Source organism: Kitasatospora sp. NPDC059599, from assembly GCF_042735125.1.
GTDB lineage: Bacteria > Actinomycetota > Actinomycetes > Streptomycetales > Streptomycetaceae > Kitasatospora.
Genome location: NZ_JBHWCL010000071.1, coordinates 23,204 through 45,338 on the forward strand (window position 1 = coordinate 23,204; position 22,135 = coordinate 45,338).

Annotated in this window: 21 protein-coding genes and 1 pseudogene; 8 read left to right on the forward strand and 14 right to left on the reverse strand. The window is 75.1% G+C overall.

Annotated features, from left to right (window positions below):
• Nucleotides 1-149: 149 nt before the first annotated feature.
• The 6 genes from ACFV04_RS23925 to ACFV04_RS23950 all read right to left on the reverse strand — a co-directional run bounded on the left by ACFV04_RS23925 (nt 150) and on the right by ACFV04_RS23950 (nt 5,673).
• Nucleotides 150-908: a MerR family transcriptional regulator gene (locus ACFV04_RS23925; protein ID WP_380347250.1), complete on the reverse strand. Its 759-nt coding sequence runs from the start codon at nt 906-908 to the stop codon at nt 150-152.
• 97 nt (nt 909-1,005) lie between these two features.
• Nucleotides 1,006-2,049: a DUF2332 domain-containing protein gene (locus ACFV04_RS23930; RefSeq protein WP_380347251.1), complete on the reverse strand. Its 1,044-nt coding sequence runs from the start codon at nt 2,047-2,049 to the stop codon at nt 1,006-1,008.
• A gap of 401 nt (nt 2,050-2,450) precedes the next feature.
• Nucleotides 2,451-2,579 (reverse strand): hypothetical protein, encoded by a 129-nt coding sequence (locus tag ACFV04_RS23935; RefSeq protein ID WP_380347252.1) that lies wholly within the window; start codon nt 2,577-2,579, stop codon nt 2,451-2,453.
• A complete protein-coding gene (locus ACFV04_RS23940; RefSeq protein WP_380531982.1) occupies nt 2,576-3,712 on the reverse strand; it encodes an SUKH-4 family immunity protein in 1,137 nt (378 codons plus the stop codon). The genes ACFV04_RS23935 and ACFV04_RS23940 overlap by 4 nt, the downstream gene beginning before the upstream one ends.
• A 211-nt stretch (nt 3,713-3,923) precedes the next feature.
• Nucleotides 3,924-4,898, reverse strand: coding sequence for a hypothetical protein (locus ACFV04_RS23945; protein WP_380347254.1), 975 nt, complete (start codon nt 4,896-4,898; stop codon nt 3,924-3,926).
• Nucleotides 4,899-5,082: 184 nt separating this feature from the next.
• Nucleotides 5,083-5,673 carry a DinB family protein gene (locus tag ACFV04_RS23950; protein ID WP_380531986.1) on the reverse strand — a complete coding sequence of 197 codons (591 nt, stop codon included), beginning with the start codon at nt 5,671-5,673 and terminating at the stop codon, nt 5,083-5,085.
• A 144-nt stretch (nt 5,674-5,817) separates the two neighbouring features.
• Here ACFV04_RS23950 and ACFV04_RS23955 point away from each other — a divergent pair.
• Nucleotides 5,818-6,508: pseudogene (locus ACFV04_RS23955) on the forward strand (class I SAM-dependent methyltransferase); the annotation flags it as partial.
• A gap of 51 nt (nt 6,509-6,559) precedes the next feature.
• On the opposite strand, the gene ACFV04_RS23960 reads toward ACFV04_RS23955, so the two are convergent.
• The 3 genes from ACFV04_RS23960 to ACFV04_RS23970 all read right to left on the reverse strand — a co-directional run bounded on the left by ACFV04_RS23960 (nt 6,560) and on the right by ACFV04_RS23970 (nt 8,679).
• Nucleotides 6,560-7,132 carry a dihydrofolate reductase family protein gene (locus tag ACFV04_RS23960; RefSeq protein ID WP_380347257.1) on the reverse strand — a complete coding sequence of 191 codons (573 nt, stop codon included), beginning with the start codon at nt 7,130-7,132 and terminating at the stop codon, nt 6,560-6,562.
• Nucleotides 7,133-7,243: 111 nt separating this feature from the next.
• A complete protein-coding gene (locus ACFV04_RS23965) occupies nt 7,244-7,981 on the reverse strand; it encodes an SRPBCC domain-containing protein (protein WP_380531990.1) in 738 nt (245 codons plus the stop codon).
• Nucleotides 7,978-8,679 (reverse strand): ArsR/SmtB family transcription factor, encoded by a 702-nt coding sequence (locus ACFV04_RS23970; protein ID WP_380531993.1) that lies wholly within the window; start codon nt 8,677-8,679, stop codon nt 7,978-7,980. The genes ACFV04_RS23965 and ACFV04_RS23970 overlap by 4 nt, the downstream gene beginning before the upstream one ends.
• Before the next feature lie 246 nt (nt 8,680-8,925).
• On the opposite strand from ACFV04_RS23970, the gene ACFV04_RS23975 reads away from it, so the two are divergent.
• The 3 genes from ACFV04_RS23975 (at nt 8,926) to ACFV04_RS23985 (ending at nt 14,937) form a co-directional block, all read left to right on the forward strand.
• Entirely contained in the window at nt 8,926-9,741 is an 816-nt protein-coding gene (locus tag ACFV04_RS23975; RefSeq protein ID WP_380347260.1) for a hypothetical protein, read from the forward strand.
• A 169-nt stretch (nt 9,742-9,910) separates the two neighbouring features.
• Nucleotides 9,911-11,626, forward strand: a complete 1,716-nt coding sequence (locus ACFV04_RS23980; protein ID WP_380531996.1) for a DNA polymerase Y family protein — start codon at nt 9,911-9,913, stop codon at nt 11,624-11,626.
• 95 nt (nt 11,627-11,721) lie between these two features.
• Nucleotides 11,722-14,937, forward strand: a complete 3,216-nt coding sequence (locus ACFV04_RS23985) for an error-prone DNA polymerase (protein ID WP_380531999.1) — start codon at nt 11,722-11,724, stop codon at nt 14,935-14,937.
• A 111-nt stretch (nt 14,938-15,048) separates the two neighbouring features.
• Here ACFV04_RS23985 and ACFV04_RS23990 read toward each other — a convergent pair whose 3' ends face one another.
• Both ACFV04_RS23990 and ACFV04_RS23995 read right to left on the reverse strand, forming a co-directional pair.
• Entirely contained in the window at nt 15,049-15,660 is a 612-nt protein-coding gene (locus ACFV04_RS23990) for a hypothetical protein (RefSeq protein WP_380532001.1), read from the reverse strand.
• 77 nt (nt 15,661-15,737) lie between these two features.
• Nucleotides 15,738-16,568, reverse strand: coding sequence for a TIGR03084 family metal-binding protein (locus ACFV04_RS23995; protein WP_380532004.1), 831 nt, complete (start codon nt 16,566-16,568; stop codon nt 15,738-15,740).
• A 145-nt stretch (nt 16,569-16,713) separates the two neighbouring features.
• On the opposite strand from ACFV04_RS23995, the gene ACFV04_RS24000 reads away from it, so the two are divergent.
• Nucleotides 16,714-17,613: a LuxR C-terminal-related transcriptional regulator gene (locus ACFV04_RS24000; RefSeq protein ID WP_380347265.1), complete on the forward strand. Its 900-nt coding sequence runs from the start codon at nt 16,714-16,716 to the stop codon at nt 17,611-17,613.
• On the opposite strand, the gene ACFV04_RS24005 is transcribed toward ACFV04_RS24000, so the two are convergent.
• Genes ACFV04_RS24005 through ACFV04_RS24015 form a run of 3 tightly spaced genes read right to left on the reverse strand, consistent with a single transcriptional unit; the run spans nt 17,606 to nt 20,467 of the window.
• Nucleotides 17,606-19,141 (reverse strand): AMP-binding protein, encoded by a 1,536-nt coding sequence (locus tag ACFV04_RS24005; protein WP_380532007.1) that lies wholly within the window; start codon nt 19,139-19,141, stop codon nt 17,606-17,608. The two genes, ACFV04_RS24000 and ACFV04_RS24005, sit on opposite strands and share 8 nt — an antisense overlap.
• 51 nt (nt 19,142-19,192) lie before the next feature.
• Complete coding sequence (locus ACFV04_RS24010) at nt 19,193-19,555, reverse strand: MerR family transcriptional regulator (protein ID WP_380532010.1); 363 nt, start codon at nt 19,553-19,555, stop codon at nt 19,193-19,195.
• 30 nt (nt 19,556-19,585) lie between these two features.
• Nucleotides 19,586-20,467: an SDR family NAD(P)-dependent oxidoreductase gene (locus tag ACFV04_RS24015; RefSeq protein ID WP_380532013.1), complete on the reverse strand. Its 882-nt coding sequence runs from the start codon at nt 20,465-20,467 to the stop codon at nt 19,586-19,588.
• A 220-nt stretch (nt 20,468-20,687) separates the two neighbouring features.
• Between ACFV04_RS24015 and ACFV04_RS24020 the strand changes: the two genes are divergently transcribed.
• From ACFV04_RS24020 to ACFV04_RS24030, 3 genes are read left to right on the forward strand one after another with little or no spacing between them, the layout of a single operon-like run.
• Nucleotides 20,688-21,149 (forward strand): group II truncated hemoglobin, encoded by a 462-nt coding sequence (locus ACFV04_RS24020; protein ID WP_380532016.1) that lies wholly within the window; start codon nt 20,688-20,690, stop codon nt 21,147-21,149.
• The gene (locus ACFV04_RS24025; RefSeq protein WP_380347270.1) at nt 21,146-21,697 is read left to right on the forward strand and encodes a GNAT family N-acetyltransferase; all 552 of its coding nucleotides are present in this window, start codon (nt 21,146-21,148) and stop codon (nt 21,695-21,697) included. Before ACFV04_RS24020 ends, ACFV04_RS24025 begins: the two co-directional genes overlap by 4 nt.
• A 4-nt stretch (nt 21,698-21,701) precedes the next feature.
• Complete coding sequence (locus tag ACFV04_RS24030; RefSeq protein WP_380347271.1) at nt 21,702-22,088, forward strand: VOC family protein; 387 nt, start codon at nt 21,702-21,704, stop codon at nt 22,086-22,088.
• Nucleotides 22,089-22,135 lie beyond the last annotated feature (47 nt).

A 22,135-nucleotide genomic window follows, 5' to 3' on the forward strand; every position in this document is an offset into this window, starting at 1 on the left:
GGACCGTCCCCTGCGGGAGCGGCCCGTCCGGGCGCAGCTACCGCAGGGGCAGCCGCACCCAGGAGCAGTCCGTCCCGGAGCAGCCGAGTTCGGGACAGCCGAACTCGGGACGGCCGAGGCCAGGACAGTCCGGCTCGGGACCGCCCGGCTCAGAGCAGCCGCGCTGCCGCGTACGCCTCCATGGCGCTCCGCTGGTACGCGGCCAGGCCCGGGGCGATGGCCTCGTACGCGGTGCTCCACTGCTCGTTCTCGGTGCAGGACCGCGCGATGGCGAGGTACTCCTCCGCGGGGACGGACCGGATCGTGCCGAGCAGCCCGTACTCCTCGGCGGTCATGCTCTGCACGGGCTCGGCGTCGGCCGGGTGGCCGGCCGCCATCAGCTCGGCCAGGCGGATCATGCGCGCGGTCCGCTCGCGCTGCCCGGCCTCGATCTCCTCCGGGCTCATCGCGGCGGTCGCGTGCCGGGCCGCCTCGGCGTGCTCGGGGAAGTCGCGCAGGCTCGCGTCGACGTCGTCGGGCCGGATGCCCTCGAACAGGTTCTCGGGGCGGTTGATGGTCATGGGTGTGCCGTCCTTCCGGGAGTGTTCCAGGTCGACGATCGTGCGGGAAACGGTGGCGGCCAGGGCGTCCAGCCGGTCGCGTTCGGTGACCAGCCTCCGGTGGTGGCCCCGCAGGGCGTCCAGCTCGTCCACCTGATCGCCCAGGATCCGGGCGATCTCGGTCAGCCCCACGCCCAGCGCCCGCAGGACGAGGATCTGCTGCAGCTGCAGCAACTGCCGTTCCTCGTAGTAGCGGTGGCCGTTGGAGCCGATCCGGGCCGGCGGCAGCAGTCCGATCTCGTCGTAGTGCCGCAGTGTCCTGGCGGTCACCCCGGACAGCCGGGCCACCTCTGCGATCGGCCAGGCCATGGCCGCCTCCCCTCGCTTCCGATTCCCCACGGTCGTCGTACCGGGGCCGGTTCCTCCGGCCCTGGTCACGACGGTACGAGCTGCCGTTGCGGCAACTTCAAGCCCTTGTGTCCGAGGTCCGTCCCGACCCGGCCGCCGGGGCGTCGTCGAACCAGTCCAGGGACTGCCCGTGCGGCCCGGTGAAGGCCACCGGGCGCCCGTCCAGGGCCAGCGCGAACAGCCCGGATCCGGCCGGGGCCGGGCGGGGGAGGCGCCGGGCGACGGCGGGCAGGACGGAGACCGCCTCGTTGGAAATCCAGTGCCCGGGCAGCTCGTGGACGGTCGCCGCGAACTCCTCCCGTGCCTCCGGGGGCAGGTACGCGAGGACGGCGCTGTGGAACACCACCGGTGTGGCCCCCACCGGTACCCGGGCCACCAACTCCCGTACCGTCGCGTTGAGATCGCCGCGCACCAGCAGCGGAGGTTCGGCCCGGGCGACCCGGACAGCGCCGCGCAGCCGGTCCAGCCGGTGGGTCTGCTCCGGCCAGACCAGCGACTCCAGCCAGCGCACGTCCTCCTCGGCCCGGACGTCCAATGGGTTGAGGTCGATGCCGGCCCGCCACACCACCTCCGGCAGCCGCTCCCGCAGGGAGGCGGGCAGCGGCACCGGCCCGCTGACGGCGCAGTCCAGCGCCACCGGGCTCGCCGCTGCGCCGAACTCGGCCACCGGGTCACCCGCGCCGTCCGCGGGCAGGTACCGGTAGCGATAACGGTCGGGGTAGAGGCAGAGCCCGGCCGAGGCGCCGACCTCGATCAGGGCGAGCGGCTGCGGCAGCGTCGCCAGCAGCGGCAGCAGGGTGGCGCAGCGGCCCGCCTCGTTGGTCTGCGTGCGGCGCTCCAGCATCGTGGCCGAGGTCTCGTCCCAGTGGGCCGTCACCCAGTCACGGAAGGCCGGCCAGCCCTCCGCCACCGGCCCGCCCAGGTGGCGCACCGCGCCGAACAGCAGGTTCGGTTGCCGCTTGGCGGCGGGCAGTCCGTCCAGCAACGCGCACAACCGCCCGTCCTCGGCGACGCGTTCGGCCAGTTCCCGGTAGGTCGCGGAGTTGCCGCGGGCCTCCTGCTCCGCGAACGTGCGGTAGAGGTCCCCTGTATCGCCGTGCATCCCGCAGGTGTCCTTCCGAGTGATCGACCCGCCCCACCCTACGGCCGGTCCGCAGCACTCCGGGTGCCCTCCCGCCGTGCTCCCCGCCGCACCGCCGACCGGCTCGGGCCGATCCGGGTCAGTCCGACCAGCCTGACCAGTCCGAACAGACCGACCAGCCGGGAACAGCCCGGGTCAGCCCGGTCCGGGCCCCGGTTGCCGCCACCCCAGCCCCGGGTACGGGCGCGGCCGGACCAGCCGGACCGGGCCGGTCGCCGCCCACGCCACCACCGTCAGCAGGTCCTAGAACAGCACCGGCGCCCAGAACGGGGTGGCGGACAGGCTCCGGCGCTCGAACCGGCACCAGGCATCGGGCGGCAGCCAGGACGCGCCCGTCTCCAGCAGCCGTCAGCCGCCCGCCGTCAGCCGCCCGCCGCCCGGCCGTGCTCGCAGTGCTCGGCGCAGTCCAGCGACCGGACGTACAGCAGGCCGTACAGCACGCCGGCCGAGGCGAGGGAGAGGGCGACGGCACCGGCGGACGGCGGCGTCACCCCAGCATGCCGCCCATGTGCCCGTCCTCGGCGAGCAGCCGCCAGGAGCAGCCGGGCGAGGCGAAGGCTTCCGGGTCGACGGCTTCCACCAGCCGGTCCACCACCGTGCTCAGCAGCGACTGCGGGTCGAACACCGCCCAGGTGTCGTGGCTCCGGCCGTGGTCCCAGCGCTCCCATTCGGCGCGCAGCCGCTCGTACGTCCAGAGCGCGTAGAGCAGGGCGGACAGGTCGCGGTTCAGGTAGGCCTCGGGCTGGCCGTCGTCGTACCAGTCGGGCAGTTCCAGTTGGCCGGTGGCGCCGTCCAGGGCGATCGTGAGGTCGGTCGGCCAGTCCCCGAGGGCGATGAAGTCCCGCTGGTACGGGCGCTCCTCCTCGCCGTCGAAGTACTCGGGGTACGCCTCGCCCATGGTGACCAGCGGTTCCTCGCACACTCCGAAGATCGCTCCGCCCAGCGGCAGTCCGACCTCGGTCAGCAGGCGTCGGGTCGGCTCGTGCACCAGGGCGGCGGGCAGGTGCTCGGGCCGGAAGCGGTGCACCTGTCCGGGGCCGTCGTCCTCGTCCGTCAGCGCGGCGAGTTCCGCCACGAGCTCGGGGCCGACCTCGTACGCGGGACCGTCCGGGCCGCCGGGCAGCGCACCCCAGCCCAGCGCGTGCACCAGCAGCGCGGTGCTCCAGTGCGCGGGCGGCGCGGAGTCGTCGGAGAACAGACCCGGGTCGGCCTCCCGCATCAGCCGTTCGGCCCTCGCCACCGCCTCGGCGACGACGGCCGGGCCGCGCTGCCCGTCCAGGGCCTCCGGCCGTCGGGCGGCCTCGGCGACCGCCTCGACCTCCCGTACCAGGCCGGCCAGCGCGGGCAGGTCGGAGGCGAGCAGGTCCCGTCGCGGGCCGCCGTTGTCGAGGAGCACCTCGCCGGTCGTCCCGTCGAGCAGCACCAGGTTGCCGACGGCGGCGAAGGGCGTGCAGTAGTCCGTCTCCCCGAGGACGAAGAGCCGTTCCCCGTCGGCGGGGAGCGGCCGCAGCACTCCGGTCGCGAGCGCGCCGAAGTCCAGGAACGCCCCGGCGGCCGGCAGGCCCTCCCGTGCCAGGAACTCCCGGCTTCCCGCGTGCACCACCCCGCCGGGCAGACCTGCCACCTGCTCACACCCCACGTGCCCCACCCTTCCCCGGCCCTGACCCCCAGACCCTAGCGGCCCGGCCCGACATCGCCACGGAGGTTTCGGGGGTGGGGGCGGGCCGGGGGTGCGGTGACGGGGCGGTTCCGCCACGGACGGTCGGGCGGTCCGGCCCGCCGGAGACTCCCGCCTCCGCACCCCTGCGCCGTCATGCCCTCGGGGCCAGGCCCCCCTACGCCCCGAGGTCCGCCGGGTCCACGTTCCAGCGCTCGGGCAGGTCCGCGTCGCAGAGGGCGCAGGCGTAGTGCTCCTCGCGGACGAGGTTGCACCCGGCGCACCGGGGGCAGCGGCGGAAGACCGCCGCGTACGTGAAGGCGTCCGGGTGCGGCAGGCCGATGCGGGTGAGGGCGGCGGTCACGGCGGGCCAGGAGGCGGTGTCGGGGCAGTAGCCCGTGGAGTGGTTGCTGACCGTCCCGACCTCCCAGCCCCCGGGGACCTCCCGGCCTCCGCCGTCCGCCCGGTCCCCGGCCGACCGGCGGAACCCGATCTCCCCGGCGCTCAGCACCACGTCCCCACCCGCGCAGGCGACGTGCTCGCTGCGGCGCGGGGCGAGCCGCAGCGCACCGCCCAGGTCGACCACGAAGGTGAAGGGCTCCGCCAGCTCCTCCGCCGTCCGCGCGGCCACCCAGGCCGTGAACTCGTCGGCCGTCCGCACCGGTTGACCGCCGGGACCCCCGGCCCCGCGCAGCTCGGGCGGTCCCACGTACCGGTACGCCCGGCCGAAGCCGTCCGCGACCTCCGCCGCGACTCCCCGTCCGGCCAGCAGTGCCTTCCAGTACGCCATTTCGGCGGCCGTCCCGCTCAGCCCGAAGTCCCGCAGCTCGGCGAGGAGCGCACGCGCCTCCTGCAGCGGGGCCGACGTGCCCTCGCGGAGCGCCCGCAGTGCCGCGACCGGGTCGGTCAGCGGCCCGGCGAGTCGGAGCCGGGCCGGTCCGTGGGCGGTCAGCAACGCATCGCGGACGTCGGCCGGGATCGCCTCCGGGCCCGAGTGCTCGCACAGGTAGGCGTCGCAGTGCGGGCAGGAACGCTCGGCGTCCCACCACAACTCCCGCCCGTGCACCAGGAACTGTCCGACGCTGCGGACGGCGGTGCCCCCGCAGTCCCCGCACCGGACGGCCATTCGCGCACCCTGTTCCGTAACGGTCATGCCGGACACCCTACGGCGGCCGTCCGTTCATCGGGCCATCCGGTGATCCGGCCGTCCGTTCATCAGTCGGTCGGGCCGTCCTGCCGTCCGGAGGGCGGCACACGCCGGTCGGGCGGGTGGACAAGACGTCAGTCAGGCGGAGGGTCAAACCCACCGGCAACATCACCACGTCACATCCTCACTGTCAGGCGAGCCCGCCGGCCTTCCGGGCCGCCCGCTCCACGCGGTCGTGGTGGGCCCGCCACCAGTCCGCGTCGCCCTCGGCGGTGTTGGCGCCGTCGGGCCGCTGGCCGACGGCGCCGTCGACGAGTTCGCGGACCAGGTCGGCGTGGCCGACGTGGCGGTGACTCTCGGCGATCATGTGGACGAGGACCCGGTGCAGGGTCTGCTCGGGGCGGTCGCCGAACGGCAGCCGGCCGGTCGCGTCCAGCGGCAGGGCCTCGATGGTGGCGTCGGAGTGTGCGCAGGCCCGCCGGTAGCGCCCGACGATCTCCTCGGTGCTCTCGTCGGCCCGCGCCCACAGGTCGCCGTTCGGTTCGGTGTCGCCGGTGAACCACAGCGGGGTCGGCTCCGGGAAGGGCCGGCCGAAGGTCTCGCCGAAGTACATCGCCTCGGCCCCGGTGAGGTGCTTCACCAGACCCAGCAGGTTGGTCCCGGTGGGGGTGAGCGGGCGGCGCACGTCGTACTCGGACAGGCCGTCGAGCTTCCAGAGCAGCGCGTCGCGGGCGTCCTGGAGGTACACCCGGAGGTCGGTCTTGTCATCCGTCACGGTCATGGGACCAGTCTGCTGATCGCAGGAATTCCTTCCATCGTTTTCCGGCGCAGGACGATCGCCAACCCGTGTCATGATCAAGGCCGTTGACCCGGTGACCGTCACGAAGGGACGGACCCGGCCGACAGCCGGACCCGGGACGAGACGCTGTTCGCCGGAGCGTGCCGCCCACTACGCGCGCGGCACGTTCCCGTACGCGCCCCGGCCTGGCGGAGGCGCCCGGCCGGGGCACTGGGGCCGGCCGGGGCACTGGGGCCGGCCGGGCGGGGGCGGCTGCTCGACCTGGGGTGCGGGCCGGGGACGCCGGCGCTGGGGCCGGCGCACCTGTTCGGCGAGGCGGTGGGGGCGGACCCGGACGCCGGGATGATCGCCGAGGCGCGGTGGGCGGGCGCCGGGCAGTCCGGGGTCACCTGGGTGCGGGCCCGGGCCGAGGAACTGCCGCCGGGCCGAGGAACTGCCCCCGGGGCTGGGCACCTTCATGGTGGCCACGCTCGGCCGGTCCTTCTGTCGGACGGACCCGCGACCCGGTGGCGGCGACCGTTCGTCGGATGCTGCGCCCCGGCGGCGCGCTGGTACACGTATCGGACCTGAGGCCGGGCACGGAGCCGGGGCGGGCTTCACCGGTCCGCAGCGGATCGTCGTCCCGGGCGGGCAGCCGCCGGAGCGTACGGTCGACGACACGGTCGCGGGCGTCTTCCCATTCTCCTCCTCGGCCCCGCACCTCTTCACCGACCGCCGTCCGGCCTTCGAGACGGACCTCCGAGAGCTGCTCGTGCGGGCCTCTCCGGAAGGCCTGTTCTCGGAACGGCGTCCGGGCACCGAGGTGTTCATCCGGCGCCCCCCGCAGTGGAAGTGGCGAATCGTCAATTCCACTGCGGGGGAGGGTCCGTCAGCGGACCACGTCGAAGACCTGCTTCTGCAGGCCGTTGCCGTAGACCTCGTGCTCGACCAGCTTCAGCTTCTGGGCGTCCTTGTCCGTACCGCTGAACAGGCGCTTGCCCGCGCCGAGCAGCAGGGGGTAGACGAGCAGGTGGTAGCGGTCGATCAGGCCGGCGTCCGAGAGTGCCCGGTTCAGGGCGGCGCTGCCGTGGACGATGATCGGGCCGCCCTCGGTCTCCTTCAGGGCGGCGACCTCGTCGAGCGAGCGCAGGATGGTGGTCTCGCCCCAGTTCGACACCAGGTCCTCGTCGGTGAGGGTGGTGGAGACGACGTACTTGGGGAGGGACTTGTAGCGGGCGAAGTCCGCCATGTCCGGCCAGACCGGGCTGAAGGCCTGGTAGCTGACCCGGCCCAGCAGCATCGCGGTGGCCTCCTCCTGCTCCCGGCCCTTGATCTCGAACGCCTCGGGGAGGAATTCGACGTCCTTGAAGGTCCAGCCGGAGTTCCGGTAGCCGGGCTCTCCGCCGGGGGAGTCGACGACGCCGTCGAGCGAGATGAAGGCGGTGCTGATCAGGGTGCGCATCGGTGGTTCCTCTGTTCCTCGTTCTCGGAGGTTTCCGGTCATCGGGTGAGCGATCGGGCGGGCGATCGGGCCTACGCCGGGCGGGTGCGCAGGCGGGCAGCCTGTGGGCGGTCAGACGAGGAGGCCGGTCAGCCACCGCTGCCAGGCGGCTTCGGCGCCGTCCGTCGCGGGGCCGAAGAGGTGGTGGAACATCAGCGCCAGCCCCTGGCCGTGGTGGAAGGTGTAGAGCCCGTCGGCGGTGCGGATCCCCAGGCGTTCGTCGTCGGCCCAGACCACCTCGCCGTCCAGCGGCGGCAGGCCGGCCGGTTCGGCGTGGGCCCGTGCGCCCACGGTGACCGGGAGGGACAGCGACAGGGCGTCGGCGAGGGCCGTGCGGAGCTCGGGGTCCGGCCGCCCGGCGGACGGTGCCGCGGCGAAGACGGGGACGGCGGTGCGCCCGGTGAAGTGGGTGAGGTACTCGCGGAGCGTGTGGAGGTGGAAGGGCCAGCCGCGGCGCAGCGCGTCGTACTCGTCCTGCCAGTCGTCGCCGAGCAGGCCGCTGTGGACGACGCGGAGCACGGTGGCGCCGCCGTCCCGCCCCTCGATCAGGTACTCGAAGGCCATGAAGCGGCCGTCCTCGGCGGTGGCCGTGCGGGTGGCCAGGCGCTTGCCGGGCTCGTAGGCGGTGATCACCGCTTCCGCGCGGTGGCCTCCGGTCTCCATGACGGCGGTGCCGCCCTCGCGCGGGTCCAGTTCGTTGCGGCCCATGAACCAGGAGTCGATCCCCGGTCCGGTGGCGATCGCCTCCCAGACCTGTTCGGGGCTCGCCGGCAGGGAGGTCGTCAGCTCGATCTCGAACGGGTGGGTCATCGCGGGTTCTCCTGGTTCGGTTCGGCTCCGGCCTGCGGTGCTTCGGCCGCGGCCCCGGCTCCGCTTCCGGGTTCGGCCTGAGGTGTCCCGGCCTGCGGTGCTTCGGCTCCGGGCCGGGCCGTCGCGGGGATCTGGTGGAGTCCGACGACCACCCGGTGGCTGCGGCCCCCGGGGGCGGACTCGTCGTGGTAGCGGCTGACGAGGGTCGCCACGGCCTGGGCGAGTTCCTCGGCGAACGCCGTCCGGTCGGCGGCGGAGGCGAACCGCACCTGGGCGTCGATGCCGAAGGTGGCGACCCGCCGCCGGGCCCGGGCGGCGCCGGTCAGCAGGGTCCCGACCTCCTGCACCAGTCGGGAGCCCAGGGCCAGCAGCCAGTTGGCGGAGAGCTGGTCGGGGGAGCGGTCGGGGTCCGGGCTGACGGCGGCCAGGACGCTGGGGGAGATCACGTAGGAGGCCGCGGTGGCGCGGTACACCCGTTCGGTGACGTTGCCCTTGCGTCGTTCCTCGGCGAGTTCGACGAGTCGGTGCCGCTCCAGTTCCTTCAGGTGGTAGTTGACCTTCTGCCGGGGCAGGCCCAGGCGGGCGGCCAGCATGGCGGCCGAACCGGGTTCGGCCAGGGCGGCGAGGATCCGGGCCCGGATCGGGTCCAGGGACGCCTCGGCCGCGGCGGGTTCTTCGATCACAGCGACGTCCAGCACTCCTCCAGCTTCCAGCCGACAAAAAAATTTGTCAAGGAAAAAAGGTTTGTCGGTAGCCCGGTCGGCCGAGCGCTTTCGCCCGTCCGGCGGCGGCACCCGCCCCGACCTGCACGGAGAGTGACGGGTGGGGCTGCCGAGTCGGACTTGAATCTTTGCGAACAGATGTTCGATCCTGGAGCTGTGCCCGTTTTCGAATCTGTTTTCGAATCCACCGTCGAGCAGCCCGCACGCCCCGCGCTCCGACCGGTGGCGCTCCCGGCTGCCCTGCCGGGGGAGCCGGGCGAAGGACGGGCGGAGGCCCGGGGCCTGCTGCCGGTGCCGTCCGCGCTGCGGGAGGTGCTGCCGGACGGCGGACTGCGCCGCGGGACGGCGGTGTCCGTGGCGGGCGGGGACACCGGACTGCTGCTGGCGCTCGCCGCCGGGGTGCGGGAGACCGAGGGCGGCTGGGCCGCGGCGGTCGGGCTGCCGGACCTCGGGCTGGCCGCCGCCGAGGGGTACGGGCTGGACCTGCGCCGACTGCTGGTCGCGGACGACCCGGGGCCGCACTGGGCCGAGGTGGTGTCCGTGCTGGCCGGCGCGGTCGAACTGGTCATGCTGCGCCCGGACGGCCCGGTGCCGCCGAAGCTGGCCGCCCGGCTGGCGGCGGTGCTGCGGCGCAGCGGCTGCGTTCTCCTGGTGGCCGGTCCGTGGCCGGGCGCGGCGCTGCGGCTGGGGGTGCGGTCCGGACGCTGGTTCGGGCTGGGCGACGGCCACGGGCAGCTCACCGGCCGGCAGGTCGAGGTGGTGGCCGAGGGCCGCGGCTCGGCGGTGCGCGGCCTGACTGCCCGGCTCTGGCTGCCCGACGAGCACGGCGCGGTGCGCCCGCTGCCGGAACGCCCGTTCCAGGAACGTCCGTTCCCGGAACGCGAGCGCCCGGAACATGCGCTCCCGGAACACGTGCTCCGGCCGCGCCCGGACCAGCTGCATCCGATCAAGGTCGGTCCGATCCAGGCGGGCCCGCCCGAGGAGCAGTCACAGCCCGTGACGGAACCGGTCGCAGCCCGTGTCGCGGCGGTGGTCTGAGATGCCCGGGAGCGAGGTGCCCGGGGGCGGGACGCCGACAACCGGGACGCCGACAAGCGGGACGCCCGCGAATGGAGTACCCGCGACCGGGACGCCGGCGAGTGGAGTACCCGCGAGTGGAGTACCCGCGACCGGGACGCCCGCGACCGCCGGGGACCGGACCCCCCGGGTGCTGGTCGTCTGGTGCCCGGACTGGCCGGTGGTCGCCGTCACCGGCGACGACCCGGTGGCGGTGACCGAGGGCGGGCGGATCCTCGCCTGTTCGGCGGGTGCTCGGGCGGCCGGGGTGCGGCAGGGGCAGCGGCTCAAGCTGGCCCAGCGGCTCTGCCCGGAGCTGGAGCTGCGCGACCGCGACCCGGAGGCGGAGACCCGCCGCTTCGAGCCGGTGGTCGCGGCGGTGGAGGCGTTCACGCCCCGGGTGGAGGTGATCCGCCCCGGCCTGTGCGCGATCCCGGTGAAGGGCCCGGGCCGCTACTTCGGCGGCGAGGAGGCGCTGGCGGCCAAGGTCCGTACGGCGGTGGCGGACGCCCTCGGCCGGCCGCCCGTCCCGGACGCCGTCCCGGGCGCGGTGGCGGTCGAACCCTCCGGAACGCGAACGCCCGAGCCCTCCGGAACACCCGAGCCCTCCGGAACACCCGAGCCCTCCGATTCCCCAGGAACTCCCCAGACCCCAGGAATCCCAAGAACCCCAGGAGCCCCCGAGACCCCCGACCCCCTCGGCGCGGCCCCGCCGGCCACCCCCCACGCCCAGGTCGGCGTCGCGGACGGCCTGTTCGCCGCGGTGCTCGCCGCCCGCGCCGGGGTGCTGGTACCGGCCGGCCGGACCGCGGAGTTCCTCGCCCCGTACCCGGTGAGCGCGCTGGGCGACGAGGCCCCGGCCGAGTTGCTCGGGCGGCTCGGCCTGCCCACCGTCGGGGCGTTCGCCGCGCTGCCGTCCGAGGCGGTCGCGGACCGCTTTGGCCCGTCCGGGACGGTCGCGCACCGGCTGGCCCGCGGGCTGCAGCCGCGTCCACTGGTGCCGCGCGACGAGGAGCCGGACCTCGCCGTCGAGCAGCGCTTCGACCCGCCGGAGCCGCTGGCCGAGCCGTTGGTGTTCGTCGGCCGCACGCTGGCCGAGGCGCTGCACCAGCGGTTGGCCGGGGCCGGGCTGACCTGCCGCCGGGTGGCGGTCGAGGTGGCCTGCGCGGACGGCCGGACGGTCTCCCGGCTGTGGCGGCACGAGGGCCGGCTGTCGGCGACGGCGCTGGCCGAGCGGGTCCGCTGGCAGCTCCAGGCGTGGCAGGGCGCCGGCACCTTCGCGGCTGCCGGGGAGGGCCCCGACACCGGTTTCACCCTGCTCCGCCTGGCCCCCGACGGTCTCTCCCCGGACCAGGGCCGCCAGTTGGCGCTGTGGGGCCAGGCCGTCGCCGACGACCGGGTGGAGCGCGCGGTCGCCCGGGTGCAGGCGGTGCTCGGGCATGCCGGGCTGCGCCGGATCGAGCCGGCCGGGGGGCGCGGCCCGGGGGAGCAGGCGGTCAGGGTGCCGTGGGGCGAGCCGTACGAGGCGGCGGTTCCGGTCGACGCGCCGTGGCCGGGGCGGCTGCCGGAGGTGTGGCCGGCCGTGGTGCTGCGGGATCCGGCTCCGGTGCGGGTGCTGGACGCGGCCGGGCAGCCGGTCACGGTGGACGGGCGGGCGGGGGTGTCGGCTCGTCCGGCCCTGGTCGTGGTCCGGGGCCGGGAGGAGCGGGTGGACGGCTGGACCGGGCCGTGGCCGGCGGTCGAGTACTGGTGGGACCAGTCGCTCGCCCGCCGCCGGGCGCGGTTCCAGGTGGTGGTGGGTGGCGGCCGGGCGCTGCTGCTCACCGTGGAGGGGGGTGCGTGGTACGTGGAGGCCGGCTACGACTAGGCCCGGACAGGGGCCTGGGCCCGGACAAGGGCTTGGCGGCCCCGGACCCGGACGAGGGGGGAGGACGAGCACGAGAACGACGAAGGCGACCCCCGATGGGCTTCACCAGCCACCCCACCGTCCCCTGGAGCGAGCTGCACCGCCGGCTGACCGGCGCGGCGCCGGACCGCACGGTCGTCCCGCTGCGCCGTCCCGTTCCGGAGGAACCCCCGGCCGCCCCGAAGGGCTCCGCCGAGCCCTGGGCCGAGCTGCACGTCCACTCCGCCTTCAGCTTCCTGGACGGCGCCAGCGACCCGGAGGCCCTGGTCGCCGAGGCGGCCCGGCTGGGTGTGGAGACCCTCGCGGTCACCGACCACGACGGCCTGTACGGCGCCGTCCGGCTCGCGGAGGCGGCCCGGGGCACCGGCGTGGCCACCGTGTTCGGGGCCGAGCTGACCCTCCGCCACTCCCCGGAGGAGACCGAGCACCTGCTGGTCCTCGCCCGTGACCCGGTCGGCTACCGCCGTCTCTCCGCCGCGATCGCCGCCGCCCAGCTGGCCGGCGGCGCGAAGGGCCGCCCGGTGTACGACCTCGCGGCGCTGGCCGCCGCGCACGGCGGCCACTGGGCGGTGCTCACCGGCTGCCGCCTCGGCCGCGTCCCGGCGGGCCTCGCGGACGGTACGGCCGGGCAGCGGCTGCACACCCTCACCGAGGCGTTCGGCCGCGAGAACGTGCACGTCGAGCTGATCGACCAGTGGCTGCCCGGCGACGACCGGCGCAACGACGCCCTGGCCGCGCTCGCCGCCGGACACGGACTGGCCACCGTCGCCTCCACCAACGCCCACCACGCCGGCCCCGCCCAGGGCCGCCTCGCGCAGAGCCTCGCCGCGCTGCACGAGCGCCGCACCCTGCAGGACGCGGTCGGCCGGACCCTGGCGGCCGGCACCGCGCACCTGCGCTCGGGCCGCGAGATGGCCGGCCGGCTGGCCCGCTTCCCGGGCGTGCAGCGGGCCACCGTCGAACTCGGCCGGGCCTGCGCCTTCGACTTCGCCACACTGGACCCGGAGCTGCCGGGCTTCCCCGTCCCCGAGGGCGAGACCGAGATCAGCCACCTGCGTGCCCTGGTCGCGGCCGGCGGACCGGCCCGCTTCGGCCCCGGCAACGCCGCCGCCCGCCGCCAGCTCGCCAAGGAGCTGGACGTGATCGAGGACCTCGACCTGGCCGGCTACTTCCTGATCGTGCACGACATCGTGGACTTCTGCCGGGACCGGGACATCTGGTGCCAGGGCCGCGGCTCGGCCGCCAACTCCGCGGTCTGCTACGCCCTGGGGATCACCGCCGTCGACCCGATCCACTACCGGCTGCTGTTCGAACGCTTTCTGTCCACCGCCCGGGACGGGCCGCCCGACATCGATCTGGACATCGAGAACCGCCGCCGCGAGGAGGTCATCCAGTACGTCTACGGCCGTTACGGGCGCGAGCACGCCGCCCAGGTCGCCAACGTGATCACCTACCGGCCCCGGCTGGCGATCCGCGACGCCGCCCGGGTGCTCGGCTACCCGCAGGGGCAGGTGGACGCGTTCAGCCGGCAGACCGACTTCCGCTCCGCCCCCGGCGCGGACGCCGTCATCCCCGCCGACGTGCTCTCGCTCGCCGCCCAACTCCACGGCCTGCCGCGCCACCTGGGCATCCACTCGGGCGGCATGGTGCTCACCAAGGAGCCGATCGGGGAGATCTGCCCGACCGAGTGGGCCCGGATGCCCGGGCGTTCCGTCCTGCAGTGGGACAAGGAGTCCACCGCCGGCGCCGGGCTGGTGAAGATCGACCTGCTCGGCCTCGGCATGCTCGCCGCGCTGCACGACGCCTGCGCGCTGGTCGCGGAGCACCACGGCCTGCGCTACGACCTGGCCACCATCCCGGACGACGACAAGGGCGTGTACGCGATGCTGCGCCGGGCCGACACCGTCGGCGTGTTCCAGGTCGAGTCCCGGGCGCAGATGGCGACCCTGCCCCGGCTCAAGCCGGACCACTTCTACGACCTGGTGGTCGAGGTCGCGCTGATCCGACCCGGCCCGATCCAGGGCGGCTCCGTCCACCCGTACCTGCGCCGCCGCGCCGGGGTGGAGCCGCCGGGCTGCCCGCACCCGCTGATGGAGAACGCGCTCGGCAAGACCCTCGGGGTGCCGCTGTTCCAGGAGCAGATGATGCAACTCGCCATCGACTGCGCCGGGTTCACCCCCGCCGAGGCCGACCGGCTGCGGCAGGCGATGGGGGCCAAGCGTTCGCACGAGCGGGTCGCCCGGCTGCGCGAGCGGCTGCTGGGCGGGATGGCCGAGCGCGGCATCCCGCCGGAGGTCGCCGAGGACGTCTACGGCAAGATCGAGGCCTTCTCCAGCTACGGCTTCCCGGAGAGCCACGCGATCAGCTTCGCCTACCTGGTGTACGCCAGCGCCTGGCTCAAGCACCACTTCCCGGCGGCCTTCACCTGCGCCCTGCTGGCCAACCAGCCGATGGGCTTCTACTCGCCGCTCAGCCTGGTCGCGGACGTCCGGCGGCACGGCGTGCGGGTGCGCGGGGTGGACGTCAACGCCAGCGGGGCGCGGCCCACCCTGGAGCCGTACCGGGGGCCGACCCCGAAGCCGCCGCTGACCGCGGGACGCCCGCAGCCGGCCATCCGGCTCGGCCTGGAGACCGTCCGCGGCATCGGCACCCCGCAGGCCGAGGCGATCGCGGCCGGGCAGCCGTACACCGACCTGGAGGACTTCGCCCGCCGCACCGGCCTGCCCGCGCCCGCCCTGGAGGCGCTGGCGACCGCGGGCGCCTTCGACTGCTTCGGCCTGACGCGACGTCAGGCACTGTGGGCGGCCGGGGCGTTCGCCGGGATTTCGGCGGAGCTGCTCCCCGGCACCACACCCGGTACCGAGGCTCCGGACCTGCCCGGCATGAGCCCGGTCGAGGAGACCATCGCCGACCTGTGGGCCACCGGCACCTCCGCCGTCGGCCACCCGCTCCAGCACCTGCGCGACCGGCTGGAGCGCGGCGGCGCCCTGTCGGCCGCCCAACTCCCGGACGTACCACCGGGAACGGCGGTGGTGGTCGGCGGCCTGGTCACCCACCGGCAGCGGCCGCCGACGGCCGGCGGGGTGCTCTTCCTCAGCCTGGAGGACGAGACCGGCCTGATCAACGTGATCTGCAACCGCCCGGTCTGGGAGTCCCAGCGCCGCACCGCCCTGGACCGGGCCGGGCTGCTGGTGCACGGCCGCATCGAGCGCGACCGGGGCGCCACCAACCTGATCGCCACCCGGCTCACCCCGCTCAGGATCGGCCTCTGAGGGCGTTCCGATCCCCCGGGCCCGATGCCCGGGCTCGATGCCCGGGCTCGATGCCCCGGTGCGGGATCCCCGGTAGCGGAATCCTCGGTGCGGCCCTCGGCGGGGAACCCCTCAGTGCGGGTACCCGATCTCCGCGAGGTCCCCCGCGAGCTCCGCCAGGTCGGTGTCCGGGTTGAGTGCCGCCACCACGGCCGGGGTGAGCGGCCGCAGCGCCAGGACGTGCTCGATCGCGGCCAGGGACGGCGCTTGCTCCGGCTCGAAGTACTCCTCGGCCCAGTCCCGGTAGGCCTCGGCCGAGACGTCCAGCAGCAGTGCGAACGGGCCCGCCGCGCCCCCGTCGACGGCGTCGCCCTGCCAGGCCGCGTCCCCGGGCGCCCGCCAGAAGAAGGCGGTGGCGACCGGCTCCGCCTCGTCCCCGGCGCCCAACTGCTCGACGCAGCCGCGGAACTCCTCGGGGACGGCGGCGAGCGGCTTCAGGGTGGTGGACACCTCGTGGTCGAAGCTCCGCCCGTAGACGCCGACGGGGGAGAACAGCACGAACCAGTCGTTGCCCTGGCCGTCGCGCATCGAGCCGAGGGCCTCGTCCTCGGACCAGCGGGAGTCGTAGGAGTAGTACCGGCCGCCCCAGTCGTCCGGGCTGAGGACCGCGTCGAGCACGGCCAGCGCGCGGCAGCGGTCGCGCAGCTCGGGGACGGTGGGCAGGCGGCCGATCAGGTCGTTCATGTCCGCCATTGAACCCCAGGGGTCCGACAGGCACCCCGGACTCCCCGCACCCCGGTCCCCTCTCGGGCGCGGACTCCCTAGGCCCCGGGCTGCCGCCCCTTGCCCGGGGCGCCGGCGAAGGCCTGGGCGATCGGGAGCCAGGCGGTGGCGACCGGGCCGGTGGCGGTGAGGTCGAGGTCGTCCCGGTGGCGGCGCTGGGTCACCAGGAGACAGAAGTCCAGGGCCGGGCCCGTCACCACGTCCTGTGCGCCGGCCGGGCCGAAGACCCACGTCCCGCCGTCGGGGGCGGTCAGTTCGAGCCGGACCGGGTGCTCCGGCGCGGGCAGGCCGTGCGCGCCGAAGGCGAAGCCCAGGGTGCGCAGCCCCAGGTGGGCGATGTGCCGCAGCCGGGCGGTGGGCTCACGGGTGACGCCGAGCGAGTCCGCGACGTCCTGGCCGTGCGCCCAGGTCTCCATCAGCCGGGCGGTGGCCATCGAGGCGGGCTTCATCGGCGGGCCGAACCAGGGCAGCCGCACGTCGGAGGGGGCGGCGGCCAGTGCGGCCAGCACGTCCTCCCGTCCGGCCCGCCAGCGGGAGAGCAGCGCGGCGGGCTCGGCGGCCGCGCCTTCCCGGGCACCCTCCTCGACCGGGTCGGCGCCGGCCTCCAGCAGTGCGCCGACGCGGTCGCGGAGTGCCGCGCCGAAGCCTTCCGCGTCGCGCGCGGCCAGCGCCGTCCAGTCGTCGGTCCAGGCGAGGTGGGCGATCTGGTGCGCGACGGTCCAGCCTTCGGCGGGCGTCGACCGGCTCCAGCCTTCCGCCGGCAGACCGGTCACCAGTCCGTCCAGGACGGCGCTCTCGGCCCGCAGGTCCTCCAGGAGCCCGCCCAGGACGTCCGCCGGGGTCGGGGTCGGGGTCTTCGGGTCGGTCATCGGCTTCCCTCCGGTCACGGCGGCCGCTACCCGCCGGTAGCCTCGGCCGCACCTTACGCCCGTGCCGTCACGGGCGCGCGCCACTCCACGAAAGACGCACGTCAGGACTCTCGCCACCGGTCCCGGCGCGTGTGAGAATCGCGCGATGAAAAGCGCGGACACCCCCCGAACTGCGCGACCCCACGGCCGATCCGCCCGCCCGGACGGCGATGCCACCCGCCCGGACGGCGATGCCACCCGCCCCGACGGCGATGCCACCCGCCCCGACGCCGTCGCCGCACGTCCCGGCCGGTCCGCACGCCCCGACGGCGGCGCCGCAGGACCGGGCGAGGCCGAAGTCGCCGCGCGGGCCGCCGCGCTGGTGCGGGACGCCGTGCTCGGCGACCTCGCCCGCCGGGTGGTGGCGGAGTGCGGGGTGGACGTCGGGCTGGTCGGGCTGCCGGAGTCGCTGCCCGGGCGCGGGAAGGGCGGCGAGGGCATGGTGCTGCGCCACTGGGCGGGCACCCGGGCCGATCTGCTGCACAACGTGGCCGTCCCGGCCGGCCTCGGCCTCGGTGGCCGTGCGCTCGCCGAGCGCGCGCCGACCTGGGTGCCCGACTACCGGGCGGCGACGACCATTTCGCACCACTACGACGCGGCCGTGGCCGCCGACGACCTGTACGCGATGCTCACCGTCCCGCTGATGGACGGCGCCACCGTGCACGGCGTGGTCTACGCCTCGGTGCGCGCCGTCGTGCCGTTCGGGGACGTCCGGATATCCGCGGTCGGCGCGCTGGCGGGGGCCGCCGCCCGGGCGCTCGCCGGGGCGGCCGAGTGGAGCCGCGAGAAGCCCCGGCCGGCCGCCCCCGCACGGCCGTTGACCCCGCGCGAGCACGAGGTGCTGCGCTGGGCGGCGACCGGCCGGACCAACCCGGAGATCGCCGCCCGACTGGGCCTGACCTGCAACACCGTGACCGGCTACCTCAAGTCCGCGATGCACAAGCTCGGCGTCCGCAACCGGACCGAACTCGCCCTCGCGGCGAGGGAGTCGGGCCTGGTCAGTTGACCTGCCGCTGCCGTCCGGTCCAGTACGGCTCGCGCAGCCGGAACTTCTGCAGCTTCCCGGTGGCGGTGCGCGGCAGCGCGTCCCGGAACTCCACCGAGGTGGGCGACTTGTAGCCGGCCAGCCGCTGCTTGCAGTGCGCGATCAACTCGGCCTCGGTGACCGGATCGTGGCCCTCCCGGAGGACCACCAGCGCCTTCACCGTCTCGCCCCACTTCTCGTGCGGCACCCCGATCACGGCCGCCTCGGCGACCGCCGGGTGGCCGTACAGGCAGTCCTCCACCTCGATCGAGGAGACGTTCTCCCCGCCGCTGATGATGACGTCCTTCTTCCGGTCCGAGATGCTCAGTTGGCCGTCCACGACGGTGCCGCCGTCGCCGGTGTGGAACCACTCGTCCCGCAGCGCCTCGGCGGTCGCCTCCGGCTGCTGCCAGTAGCCGTCCAGCACGGTGTTGGAGCGCACCAGCACCTCGCCGGAGGCGTCCACCCGCACCCGGGTGCCGAGTGCGGGCGCGCCGGCCTGCACCAGCTTCTCGGCGCGCTCGGCGGCCGGCAGGGCGTCCCACTCGGCCCGCGAGCGGTTGACCGTGACGATCGGCGCGGTCTCGGTCAGGCCGTAGAGCTGCATGAACTCCCAGCCCAGCTGCTCCTCGACCTGCTGCACCACCGAGGTCGGCGGCGGGGCGCCGGCCACGATCATCCGCACCCGGTCCCGGCCGGGCACCGGGCCGTCCCAGTCGGCGGCCGCGTCCAGCACCATCTGCACCACGGCGGGAGCGCCGGACAGGAAGGTCACCCCGTGCTGCTCGACCCGGCGCAGGATCTCCGCGCCGTCCACCTTGCGCAGCACGACGTGCTTGGCGCCGAGCCCGGTGAGGGAGAACGGCAGGCCCCAGCCGTTGGCGTGGAACATCGGCAGGGTGTGCAGGTAGACGTCCCGGTCGTTCGCGCCGTAGTGCAGGCCCATCAGCGTCGCGTTGAGCCAGACGTTGCGGTGGGTGAGCTGGACGCCCTTGGGGCGGGCGGTGGTTCCGCTGGTGTAGTTGATGGTGGCGGTGTCGTTCTCGGAGAACGCGTACGGCCGGGGGGAGTGGTCGTGGTCGTACAGCAGGGCGTCACTGTCGGCGCCGAGCACGAACGTGTGCTTGGCCGGCACCCCGTGGAGCGCGTCGGCGACTTCGGGGTCGACGAGCAGGACGGAGGCGCCGCTCTGCTCGACGATGTACGACACCTCCTCGGCCTTCAGCCGGAAGTTCACCGGCACCAGCACCCGGCCGTGGCCGCTCACCCCGAAGAAGGAGGTGAGCAGCCGCGCCGAGTTGTGCGAGACGATCGCGACCCGTTCGCCGGGCCCGACGCCGAGCCGGTCCAGCCCGGCCGCCTGGGCCCGGGCGAGTTCGGCGACCCGGCGGTAGCTCAGCTCGCCCCAGGATTCGGCCGGCTGCGCCGGCTCGTCGACGATGCCGACCCGGTCGCCGTAGACCAGCTCGGCCCGGTCGAGGAAGTCCATCACGGAGAGTGGAATCTGCATGGGCCCACTGTCCTCTCCCACCCGCCCCCTGCACACCCCCGATCGGGGGTGTCACGCGCGTGTCGCCCCCTCGGCCGCGGCGAGGGCGGCCGCCAGCCGGTCCCGCGCCTCGGTCTGGGCGGCGATCCGGCGCTCCAGCACCCCCAGCCGGGCCCGGGCGACCGCGAGCACCCGTTCCGACGGCGGGCCGGCGAGCACGTCCCCGTCCAGGCAGTCCAGCAGCGGGCCGAGGTCGTCCAGGGTGAGCCCGGCGCCGACCAGCGCGCGGATGTTGCGCACCCGGACGACCGCCGACTCCCGGTAGTCGCGGTAGCCGTTCGGCTCGCGCCCGGAGTCGATCAGCCCGGCCTGCTCGTAGTGCCGCAGCGCCCGGACGGTCGCGCCCGTCGCCCGCGCCAGCTCGCCGATCCGCACCCGTTCGGCCCCCTCCGCCTCGTCCGCGGGTCAGCCCACCAGCGCGCCCCCGTCGACGGACAACACTACGCCGGTCACGAACGAGGCCTGCGGCGCGGCGAGTTGCACGATCGCCCAGGCGACCTCCGCCGGGTGGCCGATCCGGCCCAGCGGGGTGTGCGCGATCTGCCAGGCCCGCAGCGCCGCCAGCTGTTCGGGGCTGCGCCCGGCGTGCTCGCCGATGGGCGTCCCGATCGCGCCCGGTGCCACCGCCACCACCCGGATCCCGCGCGGCGCCAGCTCCACCGCCCAGCTGCGGGTCACCGTCTCCAGCGCGGCCTTGCCCGCCGCGTACACCGAGCCGGACGGCCAGCCGCGCTGTCCGACGGCGGTGCTGACGTTGACGATCACGCCCCGGCTGTCCGCCAGCGCCGGCAGGGCGGCCTGGCCCAGCAGGACCGGGGCCAGCAGGTTGGTGGCCAGCAGGGCGTCGATGCCCTCCCGGGTGTACGCGCCGAGCTTCCCGCCGCCGGTGACACCCGCGTTGTTGACCAGCACGTCCAGCCGTCCGAACCGCTCCAGCGCCGCCCCGACGATCGCCTCCGGCGCGTCCGGCCCGGTCACGTCCGCGGCCAGCGGTTCGATCGAGGCCGGGTGCGCGGCGGCCGTCTCCGCCAGCGGCCCCGGCCGCCGCCCGACCGCCAGCACCCGTGCGCCCCCGGCGGCGAAGGCCCGCGCCGTCTCCCGCCCGATGCCCGTCCCGGCTCCGGTGACGACCACGACCCGGTCCTGCGGGACGCTCCCGGCGCTCCCGCGGGAGTCACCCCCGCGGGCGTCGTCCACGGGTCCGTCGTCCACGGGTCCGACGTCCGCGCAGGTGCCGTACCTGCGGGCGTCGTTCCTTCGGGTGTCGTTCAGCGGGAACTCGTTCATGGACGCCACCTTCCGACCCTGCCGCAGGCGTCAGGGTCAAGCGGGATCCCGCAACCGGCGGGCGGACGTCCGGGGCCGGCGGCCGGACCGGGGGGACAGGAGCGCCGCCGTCCGCTTGCTGTGCCCGGCGCGAACAGCGGGCCCGCGACCCCGGCGGGCGAGCCGTCCGCCTGCTAGGAAGGTCACGACGCACGGTCACGCACCCACGGGGAGAACATCCATGAGCGACCAACGGCCCACGAGCCTGTACGACGCCGTCGGCGGCCTCGACGCGCTGCGCCGCCTCAGCCACACCTTCTACCGGGGCGTCCTCGCCGACCCGCTGCTCGCGCCGGTCTTCGCCGACTTCACCCCCACCCACATCGAGCACGTCGCGGTCTGGCTGGCGGAGGTCTTCGGCGGCCCGACCTCCTTCACCGACGAACTCGGCGGCCACCAGGCCCTGTTGCGCGCCCACCTGGGACTGAGGATCACCGAGGAGCAGCGGCTGCGCTGGATGGAGCTGATGGCCGAGGCCGTCCGCGCGGAGCTGCCGGCGGACGAACTGCTGCGCGCCCGGGTGCTGGAGTACTTCGACTGGGGCACGAAGATCGCCGAGGACGTCTCCGCCTCCCCGGCCGGCACCGACCTCGGCGAGCCCGGCCCGACCCCGCGCTGGAACTGGGAGGGGCAGGCGAAGTGACCGCAGCCGCAAACCCGGTGGCCGAGGGCCTGGTGCTGCGCCCCTTCGAGGACGCCGACGCGCCGGCCCTGGTCGAGGCCTACCGGGACGAGACCCTGCGCCGCTTCACCCGCACCCCGGTGGACGACGAGGAGCAGGCCGCGCACTGGCTCGGGCAGCAGCGCGAGGGCCGGGCGGCCGGCACCCGGTACTCCTTCGCGGTGCTGGACGCCGACGGGCTGGTCGGCAACGTCGTGCTCAAGCGCGGCACCCCGGGCGGGGAGAGCGCGGAGGTGGGGTACTGGACGGCCGGTCCGGCCCGCGGCCGGGGCGTCGCCCCGCGCGCGGTGGAGGCGCTCACCGCCTGGGCCTTCGCCGTCTTCGCCGAGGACGGCCTGCGCCGGATCGACCTGCTGCACGAGGGCGACAACCACGCCTCCTGCCGGGTCGCGGAGAAGAGCGGCTACGCCTTCGCGGAGATCCTCCCGGCGTTCCCGCCGTATCCGCTGGACGGCCACCGGCACTCCCGGAAAAGGCTGGACGGATCCGAACGGGGCGGTTCAGAGTAGGCCCATGGCTTCTCTGGTACGACATGTGACGATCGATTGCGCCGACCCGTTCGCCCTGGCGACGTTCTGGGCCGGGGCGCTGGAGGGCACCCTGGGCGAGGACGACAATCCGGGCGACGAGGAGGCCCTGGTGGAGTCCGCCGGCGCCGCGCTGTTGTTCATCCGGGTGCCCGAGGGCAAGCCGGCGAAGAACCGGGTCCACCTGGACCTGCAGCCGCAGGACCGCAGCCGGGACGAGGAGGCGGAGCGCCTGGTCGCCCTGGGCGCCACCGTGCTGGCCGACCGGCGCCGGCCGGACGGCACGGGCTGGATCACCCTGGCCGATCCGGAGGGCAACGAGTTCTGCGTCGAGCGCAGCAAGGCCGAGCGCGCCACGACCGGGCACGCCTGACCGGACATGCCTGATCGGGCACGCCTGACCGGGCACGCCTGATCGGG

Coding starts and splice junctions, on each gene's coding strand:
- ACFV04_RS23950 (WP_380531986.1), bottom strand. CDS start 5,673: ATGACCGTGACGGATGACAAGACCGACCTCCGGGTGTACCTCCAGGAC.
- ACFV04_RS24005 (WP_380532007.1), bottom strand. CDS start 19,141: ATGCAGATTCCACTCTCCGTGATGGACTTCCTCGACCGGGCCGAGCTG.
- ACFV04_RS23960 (WP_380347257.1), bottom strand. CDS start 7,132: ATGCGCACCCTGATCAGCACCGCCTTCATCTCGCTCGACGGCGTCGTC.
- ACFV04_RS23965 (WP_380531990.1), bottom strand. CDS start 7,981: ATGACCCACCCGTTCGAGATCGAGCTGACGACCTCCCTGCCGGCGAGC.
- ACFV04_RS24030 (WP_380347271.1), top strand. CDS start 21,702: ATGGCTTCTCTGGTACGACATGTGACGATCGATTGCGCCGACCCGTTC.
- ACFV04_RS24000 (WP_380347265.1), top strand. CDS start 16,714: ATGAAAAGCGCGGACACCCCCCGAACTGCGCGACCCCACGGCCGATCC.
- ACFV04_RS24020 (WP_380532016.1), top strand. CDS start 20,688: ATGAGCGACCAACGGCCCACGAGCCTGTACGACGCCGTCGGCGGCCTC.
- ACFV04_RS23995 (WP_380532004.1), bottom strand. CDS start 16,568: ATGACCGACCCGAAGACCCCGACCCCGACCCCGGCGGACGTCCTGGGC.
- ACFV04_RS23925 (WP_380347250.1), bottom strand. CDS start 908: ATGGCCTGGCCGATCGCAGAGGTGGCCCGGCTGTCCGGGGTGACCGCC.
- ACFV04_RS23945 (WP_380347254.1), bottom strand. CDS start 4,898: ATGACCGTTACGGAACAGGGTGCGCGAATGGCCGTCCGGTGCGGGGAC.
- ACFV04_RS23985 (WP_380531999.1), top strand. CDS start 11,722: ATGGGCTTCACCAGCCACCCCACCGTCCCCTGGAGCGAGCTGCACCGC.
- ACFV04_RS23990 (WP_380532001.1), bottom strand. CDS start 15,660: ATGAACGACCTGATCGGCCGCCTGCCCACCGTCCCCGAGCTGCGCGAC.
- ACFV04_RS24015 (WP_380532013.1), bottom strand. CDS start 20,467: ATGAACGAGTTCCCGCTGAACGACACCCGAAGGAACGACGCCCGCAGG.
- ACFV04_RS23930 (WP_380347251.1), bottom strand. CDS start 2,049: ATGCACGGCGATACAGGGGACCTCTACCGCACGTTCGCGGAGCAGGAG.